This window comes from uncultured Oceanicoccus sp. (assembly GCF_963968385.1).
In the GTDB taxonomy this organism is placed as follows: domain Bacteria; phylum Pseudomonadota; class Gammaproteobacteria; order Pseudomonadales; family Dasaniaceae; genus Oceanicoccus.
In genome coordinates, this window is sequence record NZ_CAXAHB010000031.1 from 1 (window position 1) to 21,448 (window position 21,448).

Sequence of the window (21,448 nt, forward strand, 5' to 3'; positions counted from 1 at the left end):
ACCACTGTTATTACGGGTTATGGCTCGCCACCCCTTCAGGTATAATGGCTGTTATTAATCAATAATCAGGTTTGATAGTGATGGATGTAAAGCAATATATGGTCGATGTCGGGCGCAAGGCCAGACAGGCTTCCAGAACCATGGCAGCAGCGGAAACCGAGCTTAAAAATCAAGCGCTGCTGGCAATGGCGGCGGCGATTGAGGCATCCCGGGCGGCATTAATAGCAGCCAATAAACAGGATATGGACAATGGCATAGCCAATGGTCTTGATCCTGCGCTGTTGGATCGTCTCGAGCTGACCGATGCCCGTATCGATGCCATGATCGAGGGTTTGCACCAAGTGGCTAGCCTGACTGATCCAGTGGGAGCGATTACCGATTTAAGCTATCGTCCCAGCGGCATTCAAGTCGGTTCTATGCGTATGCCTTTAGGTGTGATCGGTATTATTTATGAGTCTCGACCCAATGTAACGGTTGAGGCGGCTAGCTTGTGCCTAAAATCTGGCAATGCCGCGATTTTGCGCGGTGGTTCCGAAGCGATTTATTCCAATCAGGCGATTGCGGCCTGTATCGAGCAGGGTTTGCAAGCTGTGTCATTGCCGGTTGAAGCGGTGCAGGTGATTGAAACTACCGATCGCGCTGCGGTGGGTGAGTTGATTACTTTGTCCGAATTTGTCGATGTGGTGGTTCCGCGCGGCGGCAAAGGCTTGATTGAGCGTATTGCCAAGGATGCCACGGTCACCGTAATTAAGCATTTGGATGGTATCTGCCATGTCTATATCGACGATCAGGCAGACCTCGATAAAGCGTATGCGATTGCCATTAATGCCAAAACCCATCGCTACGGTACTTGCAATACGATGGAAACCTTATTGGTTGCCGAGGGCGTTGCCGCCGAGATTTTACCCCGTTTGGCTGAGGGTTATAGTCAAGCCGGTGTCAAACTGCTTGGCTGTGACGGTGTCCGCGCCATTCTGCCTGATGTGATTGCCGCCACCGAAGACGATTGGCAAACAGAATATCTGGCACCGGTGTTGTCGATTAAAGTGGTGTCGGGTCTGGATCAGGCGATTGAGCATATTAATCACTATGGTTCCCAGCATACGGATACCATTGTGTCGGAAAACTATGGCCGCGGTCGTCGTTTTCTCCGTGAAGTTGATTCCAGCTCGGTGATGATTAATGCATCGACCCGGTTTGCCGATGGCTTTGAATATGGTCTGGGTGCCGAGATTGGTATTTCCACTGACAAAATTCATGTTCGCGGGCCAGTGGGTTTGGAAGGCTTAACCTCACAGAAATATGTGGTACTGGGTGACGGTCATGTCCGTAACTAACAACATCACTCGATGAAAACCATTGCATTATTTGGCGGTACCTTTGACCCGATTCATCAAGGGCATGTGCAATCGGCGATTGAGCTAAAACAGCAGCTGTCGCTGGATGAGTTGCGTCTAGTTCCCTGCCATCTTCCGCCGCATCGGGTAACGCCCGGTTGTACTTCACAGCAGCGATTGGCAATGGTGAAATTGGCGATAGCGAATACGGGCCTGATGGTCGATGATTGTGAACTGCGTCGCAATCAACTGTCTTACAGTATTGATACACTGGCATCGCTGCGTAGTCAGTTGGGTCAGCAGGTATCGCTTAGTTGGGTAATGGGTACGGATGCTTTTGCCGGCTTTGATCGCTGGCATCGCTGGCAGGATTTTTTAGCGCTTGGCCACCTTGTGGTGATAAAACGTCCCGGTGAAAAGTTACCTGAGGCCGGTGCCGTGGCTGAATTGATTATGCAATACCAAGCCGACCGCGCCGATGTATTACACCAGCAAGCAGCGGGTTCAATCGTCTTTGTAAGTCTGACACCATACCCAGTATCAGCCACCGATATTAGAGCCACGTTAAGTGGGCAACAAAATTCAGCCAAACTGAAAGACAGTATGGCAACGGCCGTACTAGACTATATTCAAACGCATCGGTTATATGGTTACCAAGCCTGACGATGCAACAATAAAGGAAACAAACACAGCGTATGAATGTTGAGGAAATAAAAGATATTGCTTTGGAAGCATTGGATGATCTAAAAGGGCGAGATGCTATTACTTTAGATGTAAGAGCTATGACAGATATCACCGATTATATGTTGGTGTGTACCGGCACCTCAAATCGCCACGTAAAGTCACTGGCAGATAACGTCGCCTTGACGCTCAAAAAACGCGGCTGTCAGGCGATGAGTATTGAAGGGGTTGATCAAACTGCGGAATGGGCGCTGGTCGACTTTGGTGAAGTGATAGTGCATGTGATGCTGCCAGAAACACGGGATTTTTATGACCTTGAGCGTCTGTGGTCAACCTCACCAGAAGATGCTTCGGCCGAAGAGTTGGATAATGGTTAAGCGCCCTCACTAGATAATATGCGTATACGAATAATAGCTGTGGGCACCAAAATGCCGACGTGGGTAGAGCAAGGGGTTGAGGAATATAGCAAACGCCTGCCACCCGAGCTCAGGCTGGAATTCAAACCGATTGCGTTGGGCAAGCGCGGCAAAGGTGCCGATATCCAAAGAGCTATCAATACCGAAGGCCAACAAATGATGGCCGCCATTGGTCAGTATGATCAGGTGATTGCGCTGGATGTGTTAGGCAAGCCATGGTCGACAGAAAAACTGGCGCTTGAGTTACAGCAGTGGCAGTTGCAGGGCGACAATATCAGCCTGTTAGTCGGTGGTCCTGACGGTTTGGCGGATGAATGTTTGCAGCGGGCTAATCAGCGCTGGTCTTTATCGGCGCTAACCTTACCGCATCCGTTAGTAAGAATTGTGCTGGCTGAGCAACTTTATCGCGCTTGGACGATCAATAGTCATCATCCTTATCATCGTTAGATGATATAGCTAGAACAACAAAAAGGCGTTAACCCACTCTATGGCTGAACAAGTCACCTTAAAAGACCCCTATACCGAGAAGCGTATTTACCGTTCTCGTATGGTCTTTGCGGCGCTGGTGGTGGTTGCTTTGCTTGCGCTATTAGTGGTGCGGTATTTTTCCCTGCAAATTATCGCCTATGAAACTTACCGCACACAATCTGACCGCAATTATGTGCAATTACAGCCAGTGCCGCCCAAGCGTGGCCTGATCTATGACCGTAACGGTATTTTGTTGGCAGAAAATCGCGCCAGTTATAGCCTGACGATTATTAAAGAGCGGGTTGAGGATTTAGATCAAACCATCGCGTTGTTACAGCAATTGATTGCTATTGATGATGACCATATTAAAAAATATCGGCGTCTGGTCAGCCGTAGTAGACCCTATGCCGCAGTTCCGTTAAAGCTAAAGCTCACCCCAGAAGAAATTGCCATTATTTCGGTTAATCGCTACCGCTTATCAGGTGTCGATGTCGATGCCCACTTAGCCCGTCATTATCCGCAGGGCGAATTATTTGCCCATGTGCTCGGTTATGTTGGGCGCATCAGTGAATCTGAGCAGTTGGAAATTGATGAGGTTAACTACAGCGGCACCAATGAAATCGGCAAAATCGGTTTAGAAAAATATTACGAAGATATCTTGCATGGTCGGGTCGGTTATCAAAATGTTGAGACCAATGCGCGCGGTCGTGTCTTGCGTGTTTTAGAGCGTACTGATCCCGAGCCCGGTGCTGACCTTACTCTTCATCTCGATGCCCATGTGCAAAAAGTTGCCCATCGTGCCCTGGGGAATGAGCGGGGTGCAGTAGTCGCGATTGATCCCAGAACCGGTGGTGTTATTGCGATGGTTAGCACCCCGAGTTTTGATGCCAATTTATTTGTCGGTGGTATTAGCACCAAAGACTATGGTCGTTTGCGCAATTCACAGGATTTGCCGTTATTTAACCGCGCTCTGCAAGGTCAGTATCCGCCGGCATCAACGGTAAAGCCGTTCTATGGCCTCGCCGGTTTGCACTATGGCGTTATTACACCGCAAAGCAAAGTGGCAGATCCCGGTTGGTATAAATTACCTAACAATGATCATCTCTACCGTGATTGGACTTGGCAAAAGAAAAAGCGTGGCCACGGCGCTTTTGTTGACCTAGAACAATCGATTGTTGAATCCTGTGATACCTATTTTTATGATCTGGCCTATAACATGGGTATTGATCGCATTCATGAATTTATGGTGCCTTTTGGTTTTGGTCGTAAAACCGGTGTCGATAATACTAACGAGCAAAGCGGCCTGTTGCCTTCAAGGGAGTGGAAAAAAACGTATAAACGCCTGCCATGGTTTCCCGGTGAGACGCTAGGTGTCGGTATCGGGCAGGGATATATGTTGGCAACGCCAATACAATTAGCGGCGTCCATGGTGGCTGTGGCCAATCGAGGCAAACATTTTACGCCGCGGTTATTAAAGCGTCTGGGCGAGCAAGACGTTGCAGCGCCGGTATTGGATGATATTACTATCGATGATCAACATTGGGACGCGGTGACAGTGGCGATGAAAAATGTTGTTCACGGCGCCAAAGGTACAGCAAAACGAATTGCCCCCGGCGCCAAATACCGTATAGCGGGTAAAACCGGTAGTGCACAAATTGTTAGTATTGCTCAGGATGAAGTTTACGATGAGCAGCAAGTGGCCAAGCGAAAAAGAGATCACGGTTTATTTGTCGCTTTTGCGCCCATTGAAAATCCCAAAATTGTAGTCGCTGTGATTGTTGAAAATGGTATGCATGGTTCTTGGGTGTCTCCTATCGCACGCAAAGTCTTTGATGCTTATTTATTGGATCAAGGTATGTTGGACGATGATAGTTCCTCAGGTTTAATGGCTCAGGCATTAGCAAAAGGGGCGGTGCAATGAGTCAGGATTTTGTACGGCAAATGCCCGGTCGCTCTTTCGATCTTGCCCGTCCTGTTGGATTTTGGCAGCGGCTACATATCGATCCCTTATTATTGATGTTATTGCTAATGCTAACGGTCTTTGGTTTGGTGGTTTTATACAGTGCCGCTGGGCAAAGTACGGCTACGGTCATTCGTCAGGGGCGCTATTTAATCGTCGCCTATATCGGCCTGTTAGTGGTGGCACAGCTGGATGTTGAACGGATTAAACGCTTGGCACCGTTGGCCTATTTAGTGGGGATAGTGTTATTGATCGCAGTACCACTGATTGGCGTTGGTGCCAAAGGGGCGCAGCGTTGGCTGAGTTTAGGTGGCTTTCGTTTTCAGCCTTCGGAGCTAATGAAGTTAGTGGTACCTATGGCGGTAGCTTGGTACTTTGCCGGCCGAGCCTTGCCACCGCGGTTTAAGTATATTGTTACTAGCTTAGCGATGATTGCGATACCGGTGTTGCTAATTGCCAACCAACCTGATTTGGGAACCTCAATCCTGATTGCGGCCTCCGGCCTATTCGCCTTATTTTTGGCCGGTATAGGATGGCGTTTTATTCTCGGTGCAGCAGCTTTGGTCATCGTTTCGGCTTACCCCATGTGGCAATTTGGGTTACGCGATTATCAAAAAACTCGCATCCTGACATTGCTTGATCCCGAAAGTGATAAGTTGGGTGCGGGTTGGAATATTATTCAATCAAAAACCGCCATTGGTTCCGGCGGTTGGGAGGGCAAGGGCTGGTTAAACGGCACCCAATCCCAGTTGGATTTTTTGCCGGAAAGTCATACCGATTTTATTATTGCGGTACTGGCAGAAGAGTGGGGTCTGCGCGGCGTTATTGCGCTGCTGGTGATTTATCTGGCTATTATTGCCCGTGGTTTGTGGATAGCTATCAATGCCCAGCATTGCTTTGGTCGTTTGCTGGCCGGTAGTATTACTTTAACCTTTTTTGTTTATATTTTTGTCAATATGGGCATGGTGTCCGGATTGCTGCCGGTGGTCGGCGTGCCTTTGCCGTTGGTCAGTCAGGGCGGCACATCGCTAGTAACACTATTGGCCGGTTTTGGATTGCTGATGGCGATCAGTACCGAGAAACGAGTTATGGATCAATAAACCCATTTTTTGGTCAATAAACACGGCTACGGTGGTAATTCATTGATAGTGAGATAAACTGACCAGATAGTTAAATTTGGTGACTTAAGCTGCAAACAATCACGGAATAATAATGGATGCTATTGTGAAAAAATATGCCAGTAAAAACCTGTTCACAGTTAATGTGGCCACAGTTATTGTCGCACTGATGTCCAGCCTGGTTACATCAATCGCCGCGGCGACTGATTATAGTGATCATCCGCAAGCCAAGGCTTTTGTCGATAAGATGGTGACAGAGCACAAATTTGAACGAACCTATGTGCAAGCACTGATTGATGGCGCTGTTCGCAAACAAGCTATCCTTGATGCTATTTCCCGCCCTGCAGAAAAGACCAAAACCTGGAGCCAGTACCGTAAAATCTTTGTCACCAAAACTCGCACGCGTCAGGGCAAAGAGTTTATGAAAACTTACGCCAAGGCACTGGCCCGTGCCGAGCGAGAATTTGGTGTATCGGCAGCCATGATTAGCGCCGTGATTGGTATAGAGACGCGCTATGGTCGCAATGCCGGCAGTTATAGAGTATTGGATGCTTTGGCAACGCTAGGTTTTGATTACCCGCCCAGAGGTAAATTTTTTAGCAAACAGTTGGAAGAATATTTGCTGCTGGTTAGAGAGCAGCAGTTTGATCCTACTGCCGTTAAGGGTTCCTATGCCGGTGCCATGGGCTATGGTCAGTTTATCCCTAGCAGCTATCGTCACTATGCGATTGATTTTGACGGTGATGGTATTGCCGATATTATTAATAATCCGGTCGACGCCATTGGCAGTGTGGCCAATTATTTTAAAGTCCACGGCTGGCAGCCTGATCAGCCAGTGGCTTATACCGCTACGGTAACGGCTGAGCATAACCCCGATATTGCCAATCAAAAGTTAAAACCCCAATACACCGTGGCTGAGTTACAAGCTCAGGGCTATCAATCTTCAGTGGCTATCGATCCTGAGCAAATGGCGACTATTATGCGGCTGCAGGGTGATCAGGGTATTGAGTATTGGCTGGGGCTGAAAAACTTTTATGTTATCACTCGGTATAACCATAGCAAGTTGTACGCTATGGCGGTTTATCAATTGACTCAACAGTTGAAGCAAGATGTGGGTAAATAAAGTTTCTGTATGTATGAAAACCCATAGGATTAACCCAGGCCGAGCTACATTTTGAAGTACCTTCTTGTCATATTGCTGTCACTAACACTAGTAGCTTGCAACACAAGCCGTGGTCCTTTTGTTGTCAAAGACAGTGCACCCGATCAAGTTATCGATCCCGCTACCATTAAAGATGCGGTGCCTAGAGAAGATCCCATCACGCGAGCGGGCAATAAAAACCCCTATACCGTTCTTGGCAAAACCTATCACCTATTGCCCACTAGCAAAGGTTATCAGGCAGAGGGGGTGGCCTCATGGTACGGCACCAAATTTCAGGGTAGACCTACCGCCAATGGTGAGCCCTACAGTCTCTATGGTATGACCGCAGCGCACCGCACACTACCGATTCCGGCCTATGTCAAAGTCACCAACTTGGCGAATGCTCGTACAGCCATTGTACGTGTTAATGACCGCGGCCCCTTTCATGCCGAACGAATTATCGATTTGACCTATGCCGCGGCAGTTAAGTTAGGCTTTGCCGAGCAGGGTACGGCTAAGGTGTTGATTGAAGCTATCGATCCCAAAAAATACCATGCGGCGGTGGCTGATTCAGAAAGTAACCAGAGCTATCTGCTGCAAGTGGGGGCATTTAGAAGTTTGCCATCAGCCACCCAGTTGCGTGCCAAGCTGATGTTGGCTATCAGCCAGCCGGTAAATATCGATACCGCAGAGCCCGATGGTTATTATCGGGTACAAATCGGTCCGCTGCATTCTATGGCATTGGTTAAAAAGCTTACCGAGCAGTTATTGGCATTTAATATCACCGAGCCACGAATTATCGCGCAATAAACCGCTTGGCGACCTGATTATCGGACTCAGATCCATCAGGCACTTGTTTTCAGCGGTACATCCGTTACCATTTGCGGCACTTTCTCATTGATAAAAAACCGGTTAGCTATGCGTCATTATCTTATTGTACTTTTTTCTCTATTGTCGATGTCACTGGCTGTTGCAGCGCCGGCTATTATCCCAGCGCCACCTCAGATAGCTGCCAGCAGTTATATCCTGATTGATGCCGATAGCGGCAAAGTGATTACCGAAGCCAATGCCGATCAGCGACTGCCGCCAGCCAGTTTAACCAAACTCATGACCAGCTATGTGTTGTCCTTTGAGTTAGAGCAAGGCAATGTTGCTAATAATGATATGGTGACCATTAGTCGCAATGCCTGGGCGCAAAATCCGCTGTTTGCCGGATCATCCTTAATGTGGATTGAAGTGGGCAAACAGGTAAAACTGGAAGACCTGCACAGAGGCGTGGTGATTTCTTCTGGTAATGATTCCAGTGTCGCGGTGGCTGAGCATTTGGCAGGTAGTGAAAGTGCTTTTGCTGATGTTATGAATCAACATGCCCAAGTGCTGGGTATGAAAGATTCGCATTTTGTTAACTCCCACGGCTTGCCTGATCCTGAGCATTATATGACGGCTAGAGATTTGGCCACCTTATCCAAGGCGATTTTAAAATACCCTGCCGAGTACGCACTTTATAGCGAGCCGGATTTTACCTATAACAATATTCGTCAAACCAATCGCAACCGTCTGCTGTGGAAAGACGGCAGTATTGATGGTTTAAAAACTGGTTATACCAAAGAGGCGGGTTATTGCCTGGTGGTTTCCGCCAAGAAAAATGGTATGCGTTTGATCTCTGTAGTGTTGGGGGCAAAAAGCCAATCCGGACGAGAACAAGAATCGCAGAAACTATTAGCCTATGGCTTTCGCTATTTTGAAACTCACCCGATATATTCAGCAGGTGATGAGTTAACGGCAAGCAAAGTATGGGCGGGTGAAGCAGATCAGATAAAACTCGGTGTAGAGCGCGATATCCATTTAACTATCCCTCGTGGTAAACATAAAGATATTGAGGCCGTGCTAAACCTGACCGAGGTGATTAAAGCACCGGTAACCAAAGGTAAAGAATACGGTGAGTTAGTGATCAGTTTAGACGGCGAAGAATTATTGCGTGAACCCTTATTGGCTTTGGAGTCTGTAGCAGAGGGCAGTTTATTTAAACGCCTTTGGGATGCGATTGTTTTATTCTTCACCTCGTTACTAAACGTTTAAAAGCTTACCGTTGCGAAACCGATGATGAGCGAACAAGAACCACCAAAAATAGAGTTCCCCTGCGAATACCCGATTAAAATTATGGGCCGCCAATCCGCAGACTTTAAAGACATTGTGCTGCAAGTGATGCGCCAACATGCCGGTGATATCAGCGATACCCAAGTTAAGCAGCGAGCCAGCGGCAAAGGCACTTTTGTTTCTCTCACCGTTACCATAACTGCCACCGGCAAAGATCAGCTGGATGCTATTTTTGAAGATCTAAAAGCCACCGGTGTCGTGCAAATGGTTTTGTAACATGATTATCGTTCGCGATTTAGGTTTGGCTGATTACCAGTCGGTGTGGCAGGCCATGCAGCAGTTTACCGATAACCGCGATCACAACACCGCTGATGAAATTTGGTTGTTGCAACATCCAGCGGTGTTTACTCAGGGGCAGGCCGGTAAAGCTGAGCATATTCTGGCCCCCGGCAATATTCCTGTAATCCAGGTTGACCGTGGAGGCCAAGTCACTTATCACGGCCCCGGCCAGTTAGTGGGCTATTTGTTGATCGACTTACGGCGCAAAAATATCGGAGTTAGAAAGCTGGTTACCACCATTGAGCAAGCCATTGTTAAGGTATTGGCGCAGTATGGCATTGAGGCAGCCCCTAGAGCTGATGCACCCGGTGTCTATGTGCAATCAGGGCGTGGTGCCAAAATTGCACAGCTGGGTTTAAGGGTGCGAAAAGGCTGTAGCTTTCATGGTTTAAGCCTTAATCTGGAGATGGATTTAGAGCCCTTTCAGCGTATTAATCCCTGTGGCTATGCCGGTATGGAAGTGACCAGTCTGCATCTTGAAATGAAAACGCCACCAAGCTATGCGCAATTATCTGGGCAGTTGATGGATCAATTAACCGTGGATCTAGGTTATAATGACCGCCAACTTATCAGTGATGGCCAACTGCCCAGCTAACCCAACCAGTCAATATTGTAATGAGTGATCCCTTAATGCCAGCTGCCGATAAACCTCGCCCCAAGAAAGTGGTGCAGGGTGAAAAGCTGCGCGGCGCAGATAAAGTGGCGCGCATTCCAGTCAAGGTAATACCCACCGTAGAGTTGCCGAAAAAGCCGGACTGGATTCGAGTCAAAATGCCGGTCAGCCCTGAGGTGACGCGGATTAAAAACACGCTGCGCAAACATAAACTGGCTTCAGTTTGTGAAGAGGCGCAATGCCCCAATCTTGGCGAGTGTTTTAGCGGTGGTACGGCCACCTTTATGATTATGGGCGACATCTGTACTCGCCGCTGTCCTTTTTGTGACGTGGCCCATGGCCGTCCCAATGCTTTGGATGAAAACGAGCCGCGAGAATTGGCGATCGCTATTGCCGATATGGGATTGAAATATGTTGTGGTTACCTCGGTTGATCGCGATGATTTAAAAGACGGTGGTGCCGAGCATTTTGCCAACTGCATTCGCGAAACCCGCATACTAAGTCCGGATATTAAAGTTGAAATACTAGTGCCTGATTTCCGTGGGCGGATGGATATCGCCTTGGATATTCTGGCCGACGAAGCGCCCGATGTGTTTAATCATAACCTTGAATCGGTGCCCAGCCTGTACAAAAAAATTCGTCCCGGTTCTGATTACCAGTGGTCACTCGACCTGTTAAAAAAATATAAACAGCGCCGTCCCGACGTATTGACTAAATCCGGTCTGATGTTGGGGCTTGGTGAAACTGCAGAAGAATTAATTCAGGTGATGCGCGATATGCGCGAGCACAATATCGATATGATTACTCTGGGTCAGTATTTGCAACCTAGCCGTGATCATCTTGCCGTAGAGCGTTTTGTCACGCCGGAAGAATTCGATCAGTTTGGGCTGATTGCCAAAGAATTAGGTTTTAAATCGGTCGCCAGCGGCCCGTTGGTGCGATCGTCCTATCATGCCGATAAACAAGTCGATCTCAGCTTGTTGAAGTAGCCGCGCCCAACGCCTTTGATCGATAGATTAGCTATCCCTTTAAGCAGAGCCAGGTTGTTAATGCTTAATGGCTAGTTTGGCGCCTGCCATTGTTGCGACCAGTTGTTCCAATAGATCCCAACTATTATCTTGGCTCATGCCCTTAATCGACTGGTCAATATGATTGGCCGTTTTAATCAACTGCTGTAATTGCTTGGTCGTCAGTCGTTGCAAGGCATTTTTGGTGATGGCTTTACGCTTATCCCAAACTCGCTGATTTTGTAAAACCCGATCGATACCATTGCCCTGTTCAACTTGTTCGGCGCATTGACAGAGTGTGCGTAGTTCACGACTCAGCGCCCATAATAAAACCGGCGGCTCGGTTCCTTCAGCTTTTAAACCTTGCAACATTTTCAGGCTGCCTTTGCTATCACCTTGCAGTGTGCGATCAACCAAACCAAAGATATCGTAGCGGGCATTATCGGCAACGGCAGCGGTAACGGTATCGGCATCAATGATATCGGCGTTGGTATAGAGTCGCAGTTTTTCAATTTCCTGGACTGCCGCTAACAGATTACCTTCAACGCGCTCGGCCAGCATTTGAATCGCCTCGTTATCAGCTTTTAGACCGACCATATTGAGCCGGTTGCTAATCCAGCGGGGTAATTGTCTGGCATCAATTGGCCAGCATTGTATCGATGCACCTGCCGCCTCAATCGTTTTATACCATTTGGTGCGGGTCGTAGAGCTTTCCAGTTTATTGCAAATGATGAGTAGTACATTATCCGGTGATGCATTGGCGGCGTATTCGGTTAACGCTTTGCCGCCGGCATCGCCGGGCTTGCCAGTAGGCATACGCAATTCAATCAGCTTGCGTTCTGAAAATAGCGACATTGCCGAGGCGGAGGCTAATAACTCATTCCAGTCAAAACTGGCATCTACATGAAGAATTTCACGGCTGAAACCCTGCTTGCGGCAGTTTAGCCTGATAGGGTCGCAGCATTCCTGAACCAGTAAGGTGTCATCACCACTGACAATATAAACCGGCAGCAAGCCTTTGCTTAAATTCTGCTGTAATTGGTCGGGGCGAAGACGCATAAAATAATCTGCTTATTCGCTTGCTGGTTGTGTTTGTGCGCTGTAATCAAAGTTGCGTAATTGTCGCGCTATTTTTGCGGCAAGATTTTGCAGCATTTCACGGCGTAGCAAGTCTTCCTCATTTTTGCTGCTAACTACTTTATTGCGATCGTTAGGTAATATTTTTCGTTCGGTTATTGTTTTGGGACCCAAAACACGTTCGCCTTTGGTATTGCGTAATTCAAAGCTAAGCTCTTCAATTAATTGATATTCAACCACTTTAGCATTTTGGCCCAAGGATGCGCTGCGTTTGTCTTTTTTCTGTTTTAATATATTGAGTTTGTATTGAGCATCGTTAGCGGTTTCAGTTAACGCTATGCCATAGGTGCCGAGCGAATTACGCAACTCAATCGCCAATTGACTGCTAGCTGCAATACCGCCAATAAACAGCGGTTCCACGCCTTCGGGCAAGTTTACTTTGCCGCGCAATTGAAAACCGCAGCCGGCCGTCATTATGGTGATAATTAGCAGTAGTGAAAAAACAAGCTTTTTACTCATCATATGAAATCCTGATTATTTAACCGCAATGGTTACCAGTTTTCCGGGAATGACTTTGCGCATTTTGATTTCTTTACCCGCAATAAATTTTTGCACATTGGCATCGGCAAAGGCCAGTTCCAAAATAGACTCTTGGGAAGCATCGGCAGCCACTTCAATTTTTCCGCGCACCTTGCCATTGACCTGAATCACTAATTCTATCGAGTCACGTACCAGAGCGGTTTTATCAACAGCCGGCCAGCTTGCATCAATAACAGCGCCTTTATTGCCCAGTGCCTGCCAAAGCGTATGACAGAAGTGTGGCGCAATAGGTGAAAGCATAACCACAATGGCTTGCAGCGCTTCACGCTCAACTGCCAGACTTTGCGGGTTATTATCCGGCAGCTTAGAAATATCGTTAGTCAATTCCATAATCGCTGCAATGGCGGTATTAAAGGTTAAGCGGCGACCGTAGTCATCGCTGATTTTGCCAATGGTTTCATGCAATTTGCGGCGCAGGTTTTGCTGTTCTTTATTTAGCTGGCTTTTATCTAGCGCAGGTACGTTGCTATGTTGTACATGATTATGGATGCGAGACCATAAACGATTTAAAAATTTATGGGCGCCACCAACAGCAGAGTCAGACCACTCCAGTGATTGTTCTGGGGGTGCGGCAAACATAATAAACAAGCGCACGGTATCGGCACCGTACTGGTTAATCATTTGCTGTGGATCAACGGTGTTGCCTTTGGACTTGGACATTTTAGTGCCGTCTTTTAACACCATGCCCTGACAAAGTAGTTGGTCAAACGGTTCGTCACAGTTAATCAAACCTTCATCGCGCATCAACTTGTGGAAGAAGCGGGCATACAGCAGATGCAGAATTGCATGTTCAATACCACCGACATATTGATCCACCGGCAGCCAGTAGTTGGCGGCATCGCTGTCTAGCATTCCCTGCTCATAATTGGCGCTGGTAAAGCGTGCATAGTACCAAGAGGATTCCATAAAGGTATCGAAGGTATCGGTTTCTCTGGCTACTGCTTGGCCATTAAGTTCATCTTTGCGCCATTCGGGGTCGCTTTTAATCGGTGATGTTACACCGTCCATCTCAACATCTTCGGGTAATAGCATCGGCAGGCGGTCGGCAGGTACTGCAATTTCGCCACCGTCAGGCAGATTGAAAATCGGAATAGGTGCGCCCCAGTAACGCTGACGGGAAACACCCCAATCACGCAGCCGGTAATGGGTGGTTTTGCGACCTTTGCCTGAAGCTTCTAATTTGCTGGCGATGGCATCAAAGGCAGCTTCAAAACCCAGACCATCAAATTCACCGGAGTTAATGGTGGTGGTATTTTCTTTACGGGCATACCAGTCCTGCCAGTGGCTACTATCGAAAGCATTATCGCTATCGTTATTGCTGGCAATGACCTGTACCACCGGCAGTTGATATTTATTGGCAAAAGCAAAGTCACGTTCGTCGTGTGAGGGCACGGCCATTACCGCACCGGAGCCATAGTCCATTAATACATAGTTAGCGACCCAGACTGGAATAGTTTGACCGGTAATCGGATGGATAGCGTTAATGCCGGCAAAGACACCTTTTTTCTCCATGGTCGCCATATCGGCTTCGGCTACCGAGCTGGTTTTACATTCGGCAATAAAGCGATTTAACTCAACATTGTTTTCCGCCAGCGCCAAGCTGATCGGGTGTTCAGCTGCCAAGCTAACGTAGGTGGCGCCCATTAACGTATCGGGACGGGTGGTATAGACCTCAAAACTATCGATACCGGCCACAGCTTCGCTGAGGTCAAAGCGCATATCAACACCTTGGCTACGGCCAATCCAGTTGCGCTGCATGGTTTTAACCTGCTCGGGCCAGCCGTCTAACTGGTCGAGATCATCTAGCAGTTGATCGGCATACTCGGTAATTTTGATAAACCACTGGGGAATTTCTTTGCGTACCACCTTGGTAGCACAGCGCCAGCAGCCGCCATCGATAACTTGCTCGTTAGCCAATACAGTTTCATCATGCGGACACCAGTTAACGGCGGCGGTTTTTTTGTAGACCAGACCTTTTTCATAAAGGCGGGTAAAAAACCACTGCTCCCAACGGTAATAATCGGGTTTGCAGGTGGCCAGCTCCTTGGACCAGTCATAGGCAAAACCCAGCTGTTTAAGCTGATCGCGCATATAGTCGATATTGCTGTCGGTCCACTTGGCGGGTGCGGTGTTGTTTTTAACCGCAGCATTTTCTGCCGGTAGACCAAACGCATCCCAGCCCATAGGCTGCAGCACGTTTTTGCCTAACATACGTTGGTAGCGGGAGATAACATCGGCAATGGTGTAATTGCGCACATGGCCCATATGCAATTTGCCACTGGGGTAGGGGAACATGGCCAGGCAGTAATACTTGTCTTTTTCGGTATCTACAGTGGCGACAAAGCTATCATTGTCGGTCCAATATTGCTGTGCCTGTTGTTCGATCTCTTTAGGGTTATATTGCTCTTGCATTATTAGCTTCAGTTTTTTGGTTATGAGAGTTGATACCGATGTTTGGTAGGTCGCCGGCGCTAGTTGCTTTCTTTAATAGGCAAAACCAGCCGTGCATTTTAACAGCAATTGGCGTTAAACGGGTACCGATTATATGATTCCCACTCCCCAAGCGAATGGCTTGAAGGCTGATTGCGGTGATCTAGCTGGTCGTTTTTGCTGCGGTTATAGCCCGCGAAATTGTCGGCGCTAATACAATCACCAGACATAGCCCCAGCACTGGCCAACTACCCGTTAAGGAAAATGGTGTAGCCCCCTGTAAAATTAAAGCCTCACCTTTGATCACTTCTTGAGTAAATTGCTCACCACGGACGATAATCTTGCCGCGCTGATCAATAATGGCGCTGACACCGCTACCGGTTGAGCGCAATAAGAAACGACCACTTTCCAGTGCACGCATTTGCGCCATCTCTAAATGTTGTAGCGGCCCAATCGATCGGCCAAACCAAGCATCATTACTGATAGTAATTAACAAATCGGCTTCTGGTAACCACTGGCTAACTAATTCGGGGTAAACAATTTCGTAGCAGATAAAAGGGGCTAGGGTAATATCACCGGCACTAATGCCGGTTTGCCCTTTTATGCCAGCAGAAAAATTTGACATCGGCATATCAAAAAACTCAATCAAGCCACGTAATATATTTTCCAGTGGCACATATTCACCAAAAGGCACCAAGCGCTGTTTATGGTAAAGGCCATCGCCTGCACCGAAAGCCATCATGCTGTTATAGCGATCTTGATTGCCGGCATCGTCTTGTTCGAAAAAAGGAATGCCGGTAATTAAGCTGCTGTTATGCTGCTTGGCTTTGTCGGCCATTAGGGAGAGAAAAGGTTTGGCCTGTTGGTAGTAACCGGGGATCGCAGCTTCGGGCCAGATCACGATATCATTTTCTGCCCAGAGTGGGCTGCTGATATCGTTATAAAGTTTTAAGGTGGCCGTGTAATGATCTCGGCGCCATTTAATCTGCTGCGCAATATTGGCTTGCACCATGGCAACGTTCACTGCGGGTTGGTCGCTTGGGCTGGTCCAGTTAATGGTGTTCAGCAAAAGGCCACCCAACCATACTGCAGCGACCATCAGAATTTTGCGTGGCATCAGTGTTTTGTGTTGCAGACTGTCGCTAATAATTGCACCGGTAAGAGCGACAATAAATCCCAGAGTATAAATACCACCGACCGGCGCCCAGCCTGCCAGTGGTGTATCAATATGTCCGTAACCAAGATAAAGCCACGGAAAACCGGTTAAAAACCAACTGCGCCACCACTCGCCCAGCGCAAACACAGCGGCAAAGCCTAACCATTGGCCACTGGCCTGATCGCGCACCCAGCGGGCATAGCCATAAAAAGTCACGGCGCTAAAAATAGCTAGGCCGGCACAAAAGATTAATGTGAGCAGGGCAGCGAGTGGCGCGGGGGCGTAGCCGTAAATATGAATGCTGACATAAACCCAAGAGGCGCCGGCACCAAATAAACCAAAACCATAAAACCAGCCGCGTTTGGCAGCTTGTGTGGCGCTAAGGTCGGTTAATAACCAAACCAGTATGGCGGTACTGGCAATGCCCAGTGGCCAGAGATTGAAGGGTGCCAGTGACAGGCTGATCAGGGCGCCGGCCAGCATCGCCAACAGATGACCGCTCCAGCCTTGTTTAACCAATTTCACAGAGCTTCAACCCTTGTTCATCTTAGCCGGTGACGATTTCAGACATACGCAGTAAATGCACCTGACGACTATCGGCGTTAAGGACTTTAAATTCGTAACCATCGACGGTGGCGACTTCATTGCGGCGTGGTAAATGGCCAAACTGCTTGAGGATAATGCCACCAATGGTATCGAATTCTTCGTCACTAAATTCGGCTTTAAAGGCTTGGTTAAAATCATCGATAGGGGTGAGTGCTTTGATAATATAATCATTGTCGGCGAGTTTTTTGATATAGCTGTCGGGTTCTACATCATGTTCATCTTCAATTTCACCGACGATTTCTTCTAACACATCTTCAATTGTGACCAGACCGGCAACACCGCCATATTCGTCAATAACAATCGCCATATGGTTACGGTTTTCGCGAAACTCACGCAGTAATACATTGAGACGTTTGCTTTCCGGAACAACAGTAGCCGGGCGCAATAGAGCAGTGATATCGAAGGGCTCAGTGTCTTGTTTTAACATTAGCGGTAATAAATCTTTCGCCAGTAAGATGCCGAGCACTTCATCGGTGTTCTCACCAATAACCGGATAGCGGGAGTGGGCGGTTTTGATAATTTGCGGCAGTATTTCGTTTAATGGTTGTTCTGCTTTGAATACTGTCATTTGCGTGCGCGGGATCATGATTTCACGCACCTGCATTTCGGTGACTTGCATCGCGCCATCAATAATACTTAGCGCGTCGTTATCAATCACTTCGTTGTGTTGTGCCACTTTTAAAATAGCTAATAAGTCATCGCGCGATTTTGGTTCGGATGAAAAAACGTGGGCAATTTTTTCGAGCCAGGATCTTTCTTCTGGCTCGGGAGTTCGGTCTTCGTTCATGGTTTTGGGTGCAACCCTCCTAGAGGTTCAGGCGTTTTTTGTTGATAGTTTATAGGGATTGGCAATATGTAATGTTGCCAGCGTGTCAATTTCCAAGCTTTCCATGATTTCAGCTTCATCATCTTCGTTGTGGTCATAACCCAGAAGATGCAGCGTGCCGTGGATCACCATATGAGCCCAGTGATCCTGAATGGCTTTGTGCTGTTGTTCGGCTTCACGTTTAACCACCGCAGGGCAAATCACCAAATCGCCCAATAGCGGCAAGTCGATATGATCAGGCAGGTCTGCGGGAAAGGATAAAACGTTGGTGGCTTGGTCTTTATTGCGGTAGTTGCGATTGAGCGCTGTGATTTCGGCTTCGTCGACTATTCGGATGGTGAGCTCAGGTGTTACTGCAGTCGATTCTGAGTTGGCCGGTTGCGCATATGCCAGTGCCGAGGCCACCCACTGTTGTAGCTTTGCCGGGGGAGGTTGGTCCTCCTCTTCAGTGGCGATTTGTAAATCCACGCTGACATTCATGATGATTTTTGCTCACCACCGCTGGCCGGTGTGGTTTTGGCTTCTATCGGCTGGGTGCTATTTTCAAGGCGATCATAGGCATCGACAATTTTTTGTACCAGTGGGTGGCGCACCACATCTTTGGATTGAAAATAGGTAAAGCTAATTCCGTCTACGCCATCCAGAATATTAATCACATGAGTCAGGCCCGACTGGGTGCCGCGGGGTAAATCGATTTGAGTGGCGTCACCGGTAATAACGGCGGTGGAGCCAAAGCCGATGCGGGTGAGGAACATTTTCATTTGTTCCTTGGTGGTGTTTTGGCTTTCATCGAGAATGATAAAAGAATCATTGAGAGTGCGACCACGCATATAGGCTAATGGCGCAATCTCGATAATATTGCGTTCAATCATTTTGGTGACAGTTTCTACACCCATCATTTCATAAAGCGCATCGTAGAGCGGGCGCAAATAAGGATCAATTTTTTGAGCCAGATCACCGGGTAAAAAGCCCAGTTTTTCGCCCGCTTCTACCGCAGGGCGGACTAATAAAATACGCTGCACCTGTTCATTGATTAAGGCTTGAACGGCACAGGCTACGGCCAAATAGGTTTTACCGGTACCGGCGGGGCCAATACCAAAATTAATGTCGTTGTTCAGTACCGAGCGCACATAACCCTGCTGGTTTGATCCTCGCGGTTTGATGGTCGCTTTTTTGGTATGGATCAGGGTGATAGCTTCAACGCTATGATCGCTGGCTTCATTTAGAGCTTCTAAGCCTAGAGCTTCCACGCCGGCCTGCTGTAGACTGAGGTGAATGGTTTCTGCACTGAGCGTCACGCCGTCAATCGCTTCTTGATAGAGATTTTTTAATACCGCGCTGGCGGCGCTGGCATTGGCGCCACTAATTTCAAAACGGTTGCCGCGGTTGCGAATCTCAACGGACAGGCGCTGTTCTATCTGACGCAGGTGCTCGTCAAATTGACCACAGAGGCTGGCTAGGGCTTGGGATTGATTGGGTTCTAGGCTTAGAACCTGTTTGGGTGTCACTGGTTTATTCAATGTGTTTTTTATAAGCCGCTGCGCGGCACCAAAAGTGAACTAAGCATAGGGATGAACAGGGGTATGAGTCAATAGCTATTCTGGGTGTATTATCAGGGTAGCTAATAGTTGGCCGTTTCGGCATATAGGCAGTTGCCAGTGGTGATAACGATGCCTAGATTAGCTCTCCTCGCAATGAGTTAGGTAGCGCTTCGGTAATGGAGACTTCCACAAATTCTCCGATAAGTGATTGATTATTAGTAGGAAAATTCACTACCCGATTGTTTTCGGTGCGCCCTTGTAGTTGGCCGGGGTCTTTTTTGGAGACACCGGTAACCAGAATTTTTTCCCGATTGCCCACCATTTGACGGCTGATCTGCTGGGCATGAGAGTTAATGCGCTGTTGTAGCTGTTGCAGACGCTGCTTTTTCACCGTTTCTGGGGTGTTATCACTGAGTTCGGCCGCCGGCGTACCGGGGCGAGCGCTGTAGATAAAGCTAAAGGATAAATCAAAGCCGATTTCTTCGATCAGATCCATCGTGTCGTTAAAGTCCTCATCGGTTTCACCGGGAAAGCCAATAATAAAGTCGGAAGAGAAACTGATATTGGGGCGAATGGCCTGCAGCCGTTTCATCTTGGCGATATATTCATCGCGGGTATGGCCGCGCTTCATGGCGGCCAGAATACGGTCGGAACCGCTTTGCACCGGCAGATGTAAATGGTTAACCAGCTCTGGAATATCGTTATAGGCTGCAATTAATGCATCACTAAATTCAACTGGATGAGAGGTGGTATAACGGATACGCTCAATGCCGGGTACGGCGGCAACAAAATAAAGTAGCTCGGCAAAGTCGACGATTTCACCCTCATGGTTTTCACCGCGGTAGGCGTTGACGTTTTGACCCAGTAAATTAACTTCTTTTACCCCTTCGCTGGATAGATGAGCTATTTCAGCAATGACATCATCAAAGGGGCGGCTAACTTCTTCACCACGGGTATAGGGCACCACGCAGAAGGTGCAGTATTTAGAGCAGCCTTCCATAATCGAGACAAAGGCACTGGGGCCATCGACCTTAGGTTCTGGCAGGACATCAAATTTTTCAATTTCTGGAAAGGTAACATCAACCAGAACCGGGCCATCGGGTTTGGCGGCATCGATCATGTCCGGCACCCGATGAAGGGTCTGCGGGCCAAAGATAACGTCGACGAAGGGCGCGCGTTTGGCAATGGCATCACCTTCTTGGCTGGCAACACAGCCACCCACGCCAATCACCAGATCAGGGTTTTGCTCTTTCAAATTTTTCCAGCGGCCCAATTGATGAAACACCTTTTCCTGCGCTTTCTCGCGAATAGAGCAGGTGTTCAGCATAATGACGTCAGCCTCTTCAGGGTTGTCGGTGGTTTCCAGCTGATGGCTAACTCCCAGCAAATCTTGCAGGCGGTCGGAATCGTACTCATTCATCTGGCAGCCGTGGGTTTTGATAAACAGCTTTTTCACCGGCAGGTCGCTATCGCTGGAACCGGAGGAGGGGCTGGCTGGTTTATCGCTGGCGATAACGTCGTTCATCAATCGGGGGCCTTCAAACACACTGCAAATTAGGGCGGGTGATTATACAGGAACAGAGTATTTCTTGACCACACTATGCTGGCACTATGTTAATTATGTTAATATTGGCTAGATTGGCTCAGCAGGCCGTTTTATCTCGATTTGTTTAAAGGTGATATAAGCATCTATGTTAGAAAGCACGCCGATTTATAAAGTTATTTTTCTGAATCAAAACAAGGTTTATGAGGTTTATGCCAAAGCCATTTACCAGAGTGAGTTATATGGCTTTGTTGAAGTTGAAGAGTATATCTTTGATGAGCGCAGTCAGATGATTGTTGATCCGGGTGAAGAGAAGCTGAAAACCGAATTTGCCGGCGTTAATCGCTCGTATATACCTATGCACGCTATTGTGCGAATTGATGAGGTGGAGAAAGAGGGGGTGGGTAAAGTGCTGGATGCCCCCAGTGGTGGCAGCAATGTGACGGCATTCCCGATGCCCGCCAATGCTCGGCCTTTGTCGGGTGATGTCGA

At 48.1% G+C, this 21,448-nt stretch carries 21 protein-coding genes; 13 read left to right on the top strand and 8 right to left on the bottom strand.

Annotated elements, in window-relative coordinates:
• The first annotated feature begins 80 nt into the window (after positions 1 to 80).
• The 12 genes from AACP44_RS04865 to lipA all read left to right on the top strand — a co-directional run bounded on the left by AACP44_RS04865 (position 81) and on the right by lipA (position 11,159).
• The gene (locus tag AACP44_RS04865; RefSeq protein WP_339339354.1) at positions 81 to 1,337 is read left to right on the top strand and encodes a glutamate-5-semialdehyde dehydrogenase; all 1,257 of its coding nucleotides are present in this window, start codon (positions 81 to 83) and stop codon (positions 1,335 to 1,337) included.
• Between the two features lie 12 nt (positions 1,338 to 1,349).
• Complete coding sequence (nadD, locus tag AACP44_RS04870) at positions 1,350 to 2,000, top strand: nicotinate-nucleotide adenylyltransferase (RefSeq protein ID WP_339339355.1); 651 nt, start codon at positions 1,350 to 1,352, stop codon at positions 1,998 to 2,000.
• A 32-nt stretch (positions 2,001 to 2,032) separates the two neighbouring features.
• Complete coding sequence (gene rsfS / locus AACP44_RS04875) at positions 2,033 to 2,395, top strand: ribosome silencing factor (RefSeq protein WP_339339356.1); 363 nt, start codon at positions 2,033 to 2,035, stop codon at positions 2,393 to 2,395.
• 18 nt (positions 2,396 to 2,413) lie between these two features.
• On the top strand, positions 2,414 to 2,881 hold the full coding sequence (gene rlmH, locus AACP44_RS04880) for a 23S rRNA (pseudouridine(1915)-N(3))-methyltransferase RlmH (RefSeq protein ID WP_339339357.1): 468 nt from the start codon (positions 2,414 to 2,416) through the stop codon (positions 2,879 to 2,881).
• Between the two features lie 40 nt (positions 2,882 to 2,921).
• Positions 2,922 to 4,823 (top strand): penicillin-binding protein 2, encoded by a 1,902-nt coding sequence (gene mrdA / locus AACP44_RS04885; protein ID WP_339339358.1) that lies wholly within the window; start codon positions 2,922 to 2,924, stop codon positions 4,821 to 4,823.
• On the top strand, positions 4,820 to 5,962 hold the full coding sequence (rodA, locus tag AACP44_RS04890; RefSeq protein WP_339339359.1) for a rod shape-determining protein RodA: 1,143 nt from the start codon (positions 4,820 to 4,822) through the stop codon (positions 5,960 to 5,962). Before mrdA ends, rodA begins: the two co-directional genes overlap by 4 nt.
• Positions 5,963 to 6,149: 187 nt before the next feature.
• Positions 6,150 to 7,103 (top strand): lytic murein transglycosylase B, encoded by a 954-nt coding sequence (gene mltB, locus AACP44_RS04895; RefSeq protein WP_339339374.1) that lies wholly within the window; start codon positions 6,150 to 6,152, stop codon positions 7,101 to 7,103.
• A gap of 51 nt (positions 7,104 to 7,154) precedes the next feature.
• A complete protein-coding gene (locus AACP44_RS04900) occupies positions 7,155 to 7,931 on the top strand; it encodes a septal ring lytic transglycosylase RlpA family protein (RefSeq protein ID WP_339339360.1) in 777 nt (258 codons plus the stop codon).
• Between the two features lie 108 nt (positions 7,932 to 8,039).
• Complete coding sequence (locus AACP44_RS04905; RefSeq protein ID WP_339339361.1) at positions 8,040 to 9,200, top strand: D-alanyl-D-alanine carboxypeptidase family protein; 1,161 nt, start codon at positions 8,040 to 8,042, stop codon at positions 9,198 to 9,200.
• A gap of 24 nt (positions 9,201 to 9,224) precedes the next feature.
• Complete coding sequence (locus tag AACP44_RS04910; RefSeq protein WP_339339362.1) at positions 9,225 to 9,494, top strand: DUF493 domain-containing protein; 270 nt, start codon at positions 9,225 to 9,227, stop codon at positions 9,492 to 9,494.
• A 1-nt stretch (position 9,495) separates the two neighbouring features.
• Complete coding sequence (lipB, locus tag AACP44_RS04915; RefSeq protein WP_339339363.1) at positions 9,496 to 10,152, top strand: lipoyl(octanoyl) transferase LipB; 657 nt, start codon at positions 9,496 to 9,498, stop codon at positions 10,150 to 10,152.
• Positions 10,153 to 10,172: 20 nt separating this feature from the next.
• Positions 10,173 to 11,159: a lipoyl synthase gene (gene lipA / locus AACP44_RS04920; protein WP_339339364.1), complete on the top strand. Its 987-nt coding sequence runs from the start codon at positions 10,173 to 10,175 to the stop codon at positions 11,157 to 11,159.
• Between the two features lie 57 nt (positions 11,160 to 11,216).
• On the opposite strand, the gene holA is transcribed toward lipA, so the two are convergent.
• From holA to miaB, 8 genes are all read right to left on the bottom strand, one after another.
• On the bottom strand, positions 11,217 to 12,236 hold the full coding sequence (gene holA / locus AACP44_RS04925) for a DNA polymerase III subunit delta (RefSeq protein ID WP_339339365.1): 1,020 nt from the start codon (positions 12,234 to 12,236) through the stop codon (positions 11,217 to 11,219).
• A 12-nt stretch (positions 12,237 to 12,248) separates the two neighbouring features.
• A complete protein-coding gene (gene lptE, locus AACP44_RS04930; protein ID WP_339339366.1) occupies positions 12,249 to 12,773 on the bottom strand; it encodes an LPS assembly lipoprotein LptE in 525 nt (174 codons plus the stop codon).
• 15 nt (positions 12,774 to 12,788) lie between these two features.
• The gene (gene leuS, locus AACP44_RS04935) at positions 12,789 to 15,266 is read right to left on the bottom strand and encodes a leucine--tRNA ligase (protein WP_339339367.1); all 2,478 of its coding nucleotides are present in this window, start codon (positions 15,264 to 15,266) and stop codon (positions 12,789 to 12,791) included.
• A gap of 181 nt (positions 15,267 to 15,447) precedes the next feature.
• On the bottom strand, positions 15,448 to 16,965 hold the full coding sequence (lnt, locus tag AACP44_RS04940) for an apolipoprotein N-acyltransferase (protein WP_339339368.1): 1,518 nt from the start codon (positions 16,963 to 16,965) through the stop codon (positions 15,448 to 15,450).
• 22 nt (positions 16,966 to 16,987) lie between these two features.
• Positions 16,988 to 17,833, bottom strand: a complete 846-nt coding sequence (locus tag AACP44_RS04945) for a transporter associated domain-containing protein (RefSeq protein WP_339339369.1) — start codon at positions 17,831 to 17,833, stop codon at positions 16,988 to 16,990.
• A 27-nt stretch (positions 17,834 to 17,860) separates the two neighbouring features.
• Entirely contained in the window at positions 17,861 to 18,352 is a 492-nt protein-coding gene (ybeY, locus tag AACP44_RS04950) for an rRNA maturation RNase YbeY (RefSeq protein ID WP_339339370.1), read from the bottom strand.
• Entirely contained in the window at positions 18,349 to 19,392 is a 1,044-nt protein-coding gene (locus AACP44_RS04955) for a PhoH family protein (protein WP_339339371.1), read from the bottom strand. Before AACP44_RS04955 ends, ybeY begins: the two co-directional genes overlap by 4 nt.
• Positions 19,393 to 19,546: 154 nt before the next feature.
• Positions 19,547 to 20,938 carry a tRNA (N6-isopentenyl adenosine(37)-C2)-methylthiotransferase MiaB gene (gene miaB, locus AACP44_RS04960; protein WP_339339372.1) on the bottom strand — a complete coding sequence of 464 codons (1,392 nt, stop codon included), beginning with the start codon at positions 20,936 to 20,938 and terminating at the stop codon, positions 19,547 to 19,549.
• Positions 20,939 to 21,104: 166 nt separating this feature from the next.
• Between miaB and AACP44_RS04965 the strand changes: the two genes are divergently transcribed.
• The coding region (locus AACP44_RS04965) for a DUF1820 family protein (protein WP_339339373.1) at positions 21,105 to 21,448 on the top strand (344 nt) is incomplete at its 3' end.

Bases quoted from the DNA above. Each gene is read 5' to 3' on its own strand.
- AACP44_RS04865 (WP_339339354.1), top strand. From the start codon at position 81: ATGGATGTAAAGCAATATATGGTCGATGTCGGGCGCAAGGCCAGACAG.
- nadD (WP_339339355.1), top strand. From the start codon at position 1,350: ATGAAAACCATTGCATTATTTGGCGGTACCTTTGACCCGATTCATCAA.
- rsfS (WP_339339356.1), top strand. From the start codon at position 2,033: ATGAATGTTGAGGAAATAAAAGATATTGCTTTGGAAGCATTGGATGAT.
- rlmH (WP_339339357.1), top strand. From the start codon at position 2,414: ATGCGTATACGAATAATAGCTGTGGGCACCAAAATGCCGACGTGGGTA.
- mrdA (WP_339339358.1), top strand. From the start codon at position 2,922: ATGGCTGAACAAGTCACCTTAAAAGACCCCTATACCGAGAAGCGTATT.
- rodA (WP_339339359.1), top strand. From the start codon at position 4,820: ATGAGTCAGGATTTTGTACGGCAAATGCCCGGTCGCTCTTTCGATCTT.
- mltB (WP_339339374.1), top strand. From the start codon at position 6,150: ATGTCCAGCCTGGTTACATCAATCGCCGCGGCGACTGATTATAGTGAT.
- AACP44_RS04905 (WP_339339361.1), top strand. From the start codon at position 8,040: ATGCGTCATTATCTTATTGTACTTTTTTCTCTATTGTCGATGTCACTG.
- AACP44_RS04910 (WP_339339362.1), top strand. From the start codon at position 9,225: ATGAGCGAACAAGAACCACCAAAAATAGAGTTCCCCTGCGAATACCCG.
- lipB (WP_339339363.1), top strand. From the start codon at position 9,496: ATGATTATCGTTCGCGATTTAGGTTTGGCTGATTACCAGTCGGTGTGG.
- lipA (WP_339339364.1), top strand. From the start codon at position 10,173: ATGAGTGATCCCTTAATGCCAGCTGCCGATAAACCTCGCCCCAAGAAA.
- holA (WP_339339365.1), bottom strand. From the start codon at position 12,236: ATGCGTCTTCGCCCCGACCAATTACAGCAGAATTTAAGCAAAGGCTTG.
- lptE (WP_339339366.1), bottom strand. From the start codon at position 12,773: ATGAGTAAAAAGCTTGTTTTTTCACTACTGCTAATTATCACCATAATG.
- leuS (WP_339339367.1), bottom strand. From the start codon at position 15,266: ATGCAAGAGCAATATAACCCTAAAGAGATCGAACAACAGGCACAGCAA.
- AACP44_RS04945 (WP_339339369.1), bottom strand. From the start codon at position 17,833: ATGAACGAAGACCGAACTCCCGAGCCAGAAGAAAGATCCTGGCTCGAA.
- ybeY (WP_339339370.1), bottom strand. From the start codon at position 18,352: ATGAATGTCAGCGTGGATTTACAAATCGCCACTGAAGAGGAGGACCAA.
- miaB (WP_339339372.1), bottom strand. From the start codon at position 20,938: ATGAACGACGTTATCGCCAGCGATAAACCAGCCAGCCCCTCCTCCGGT.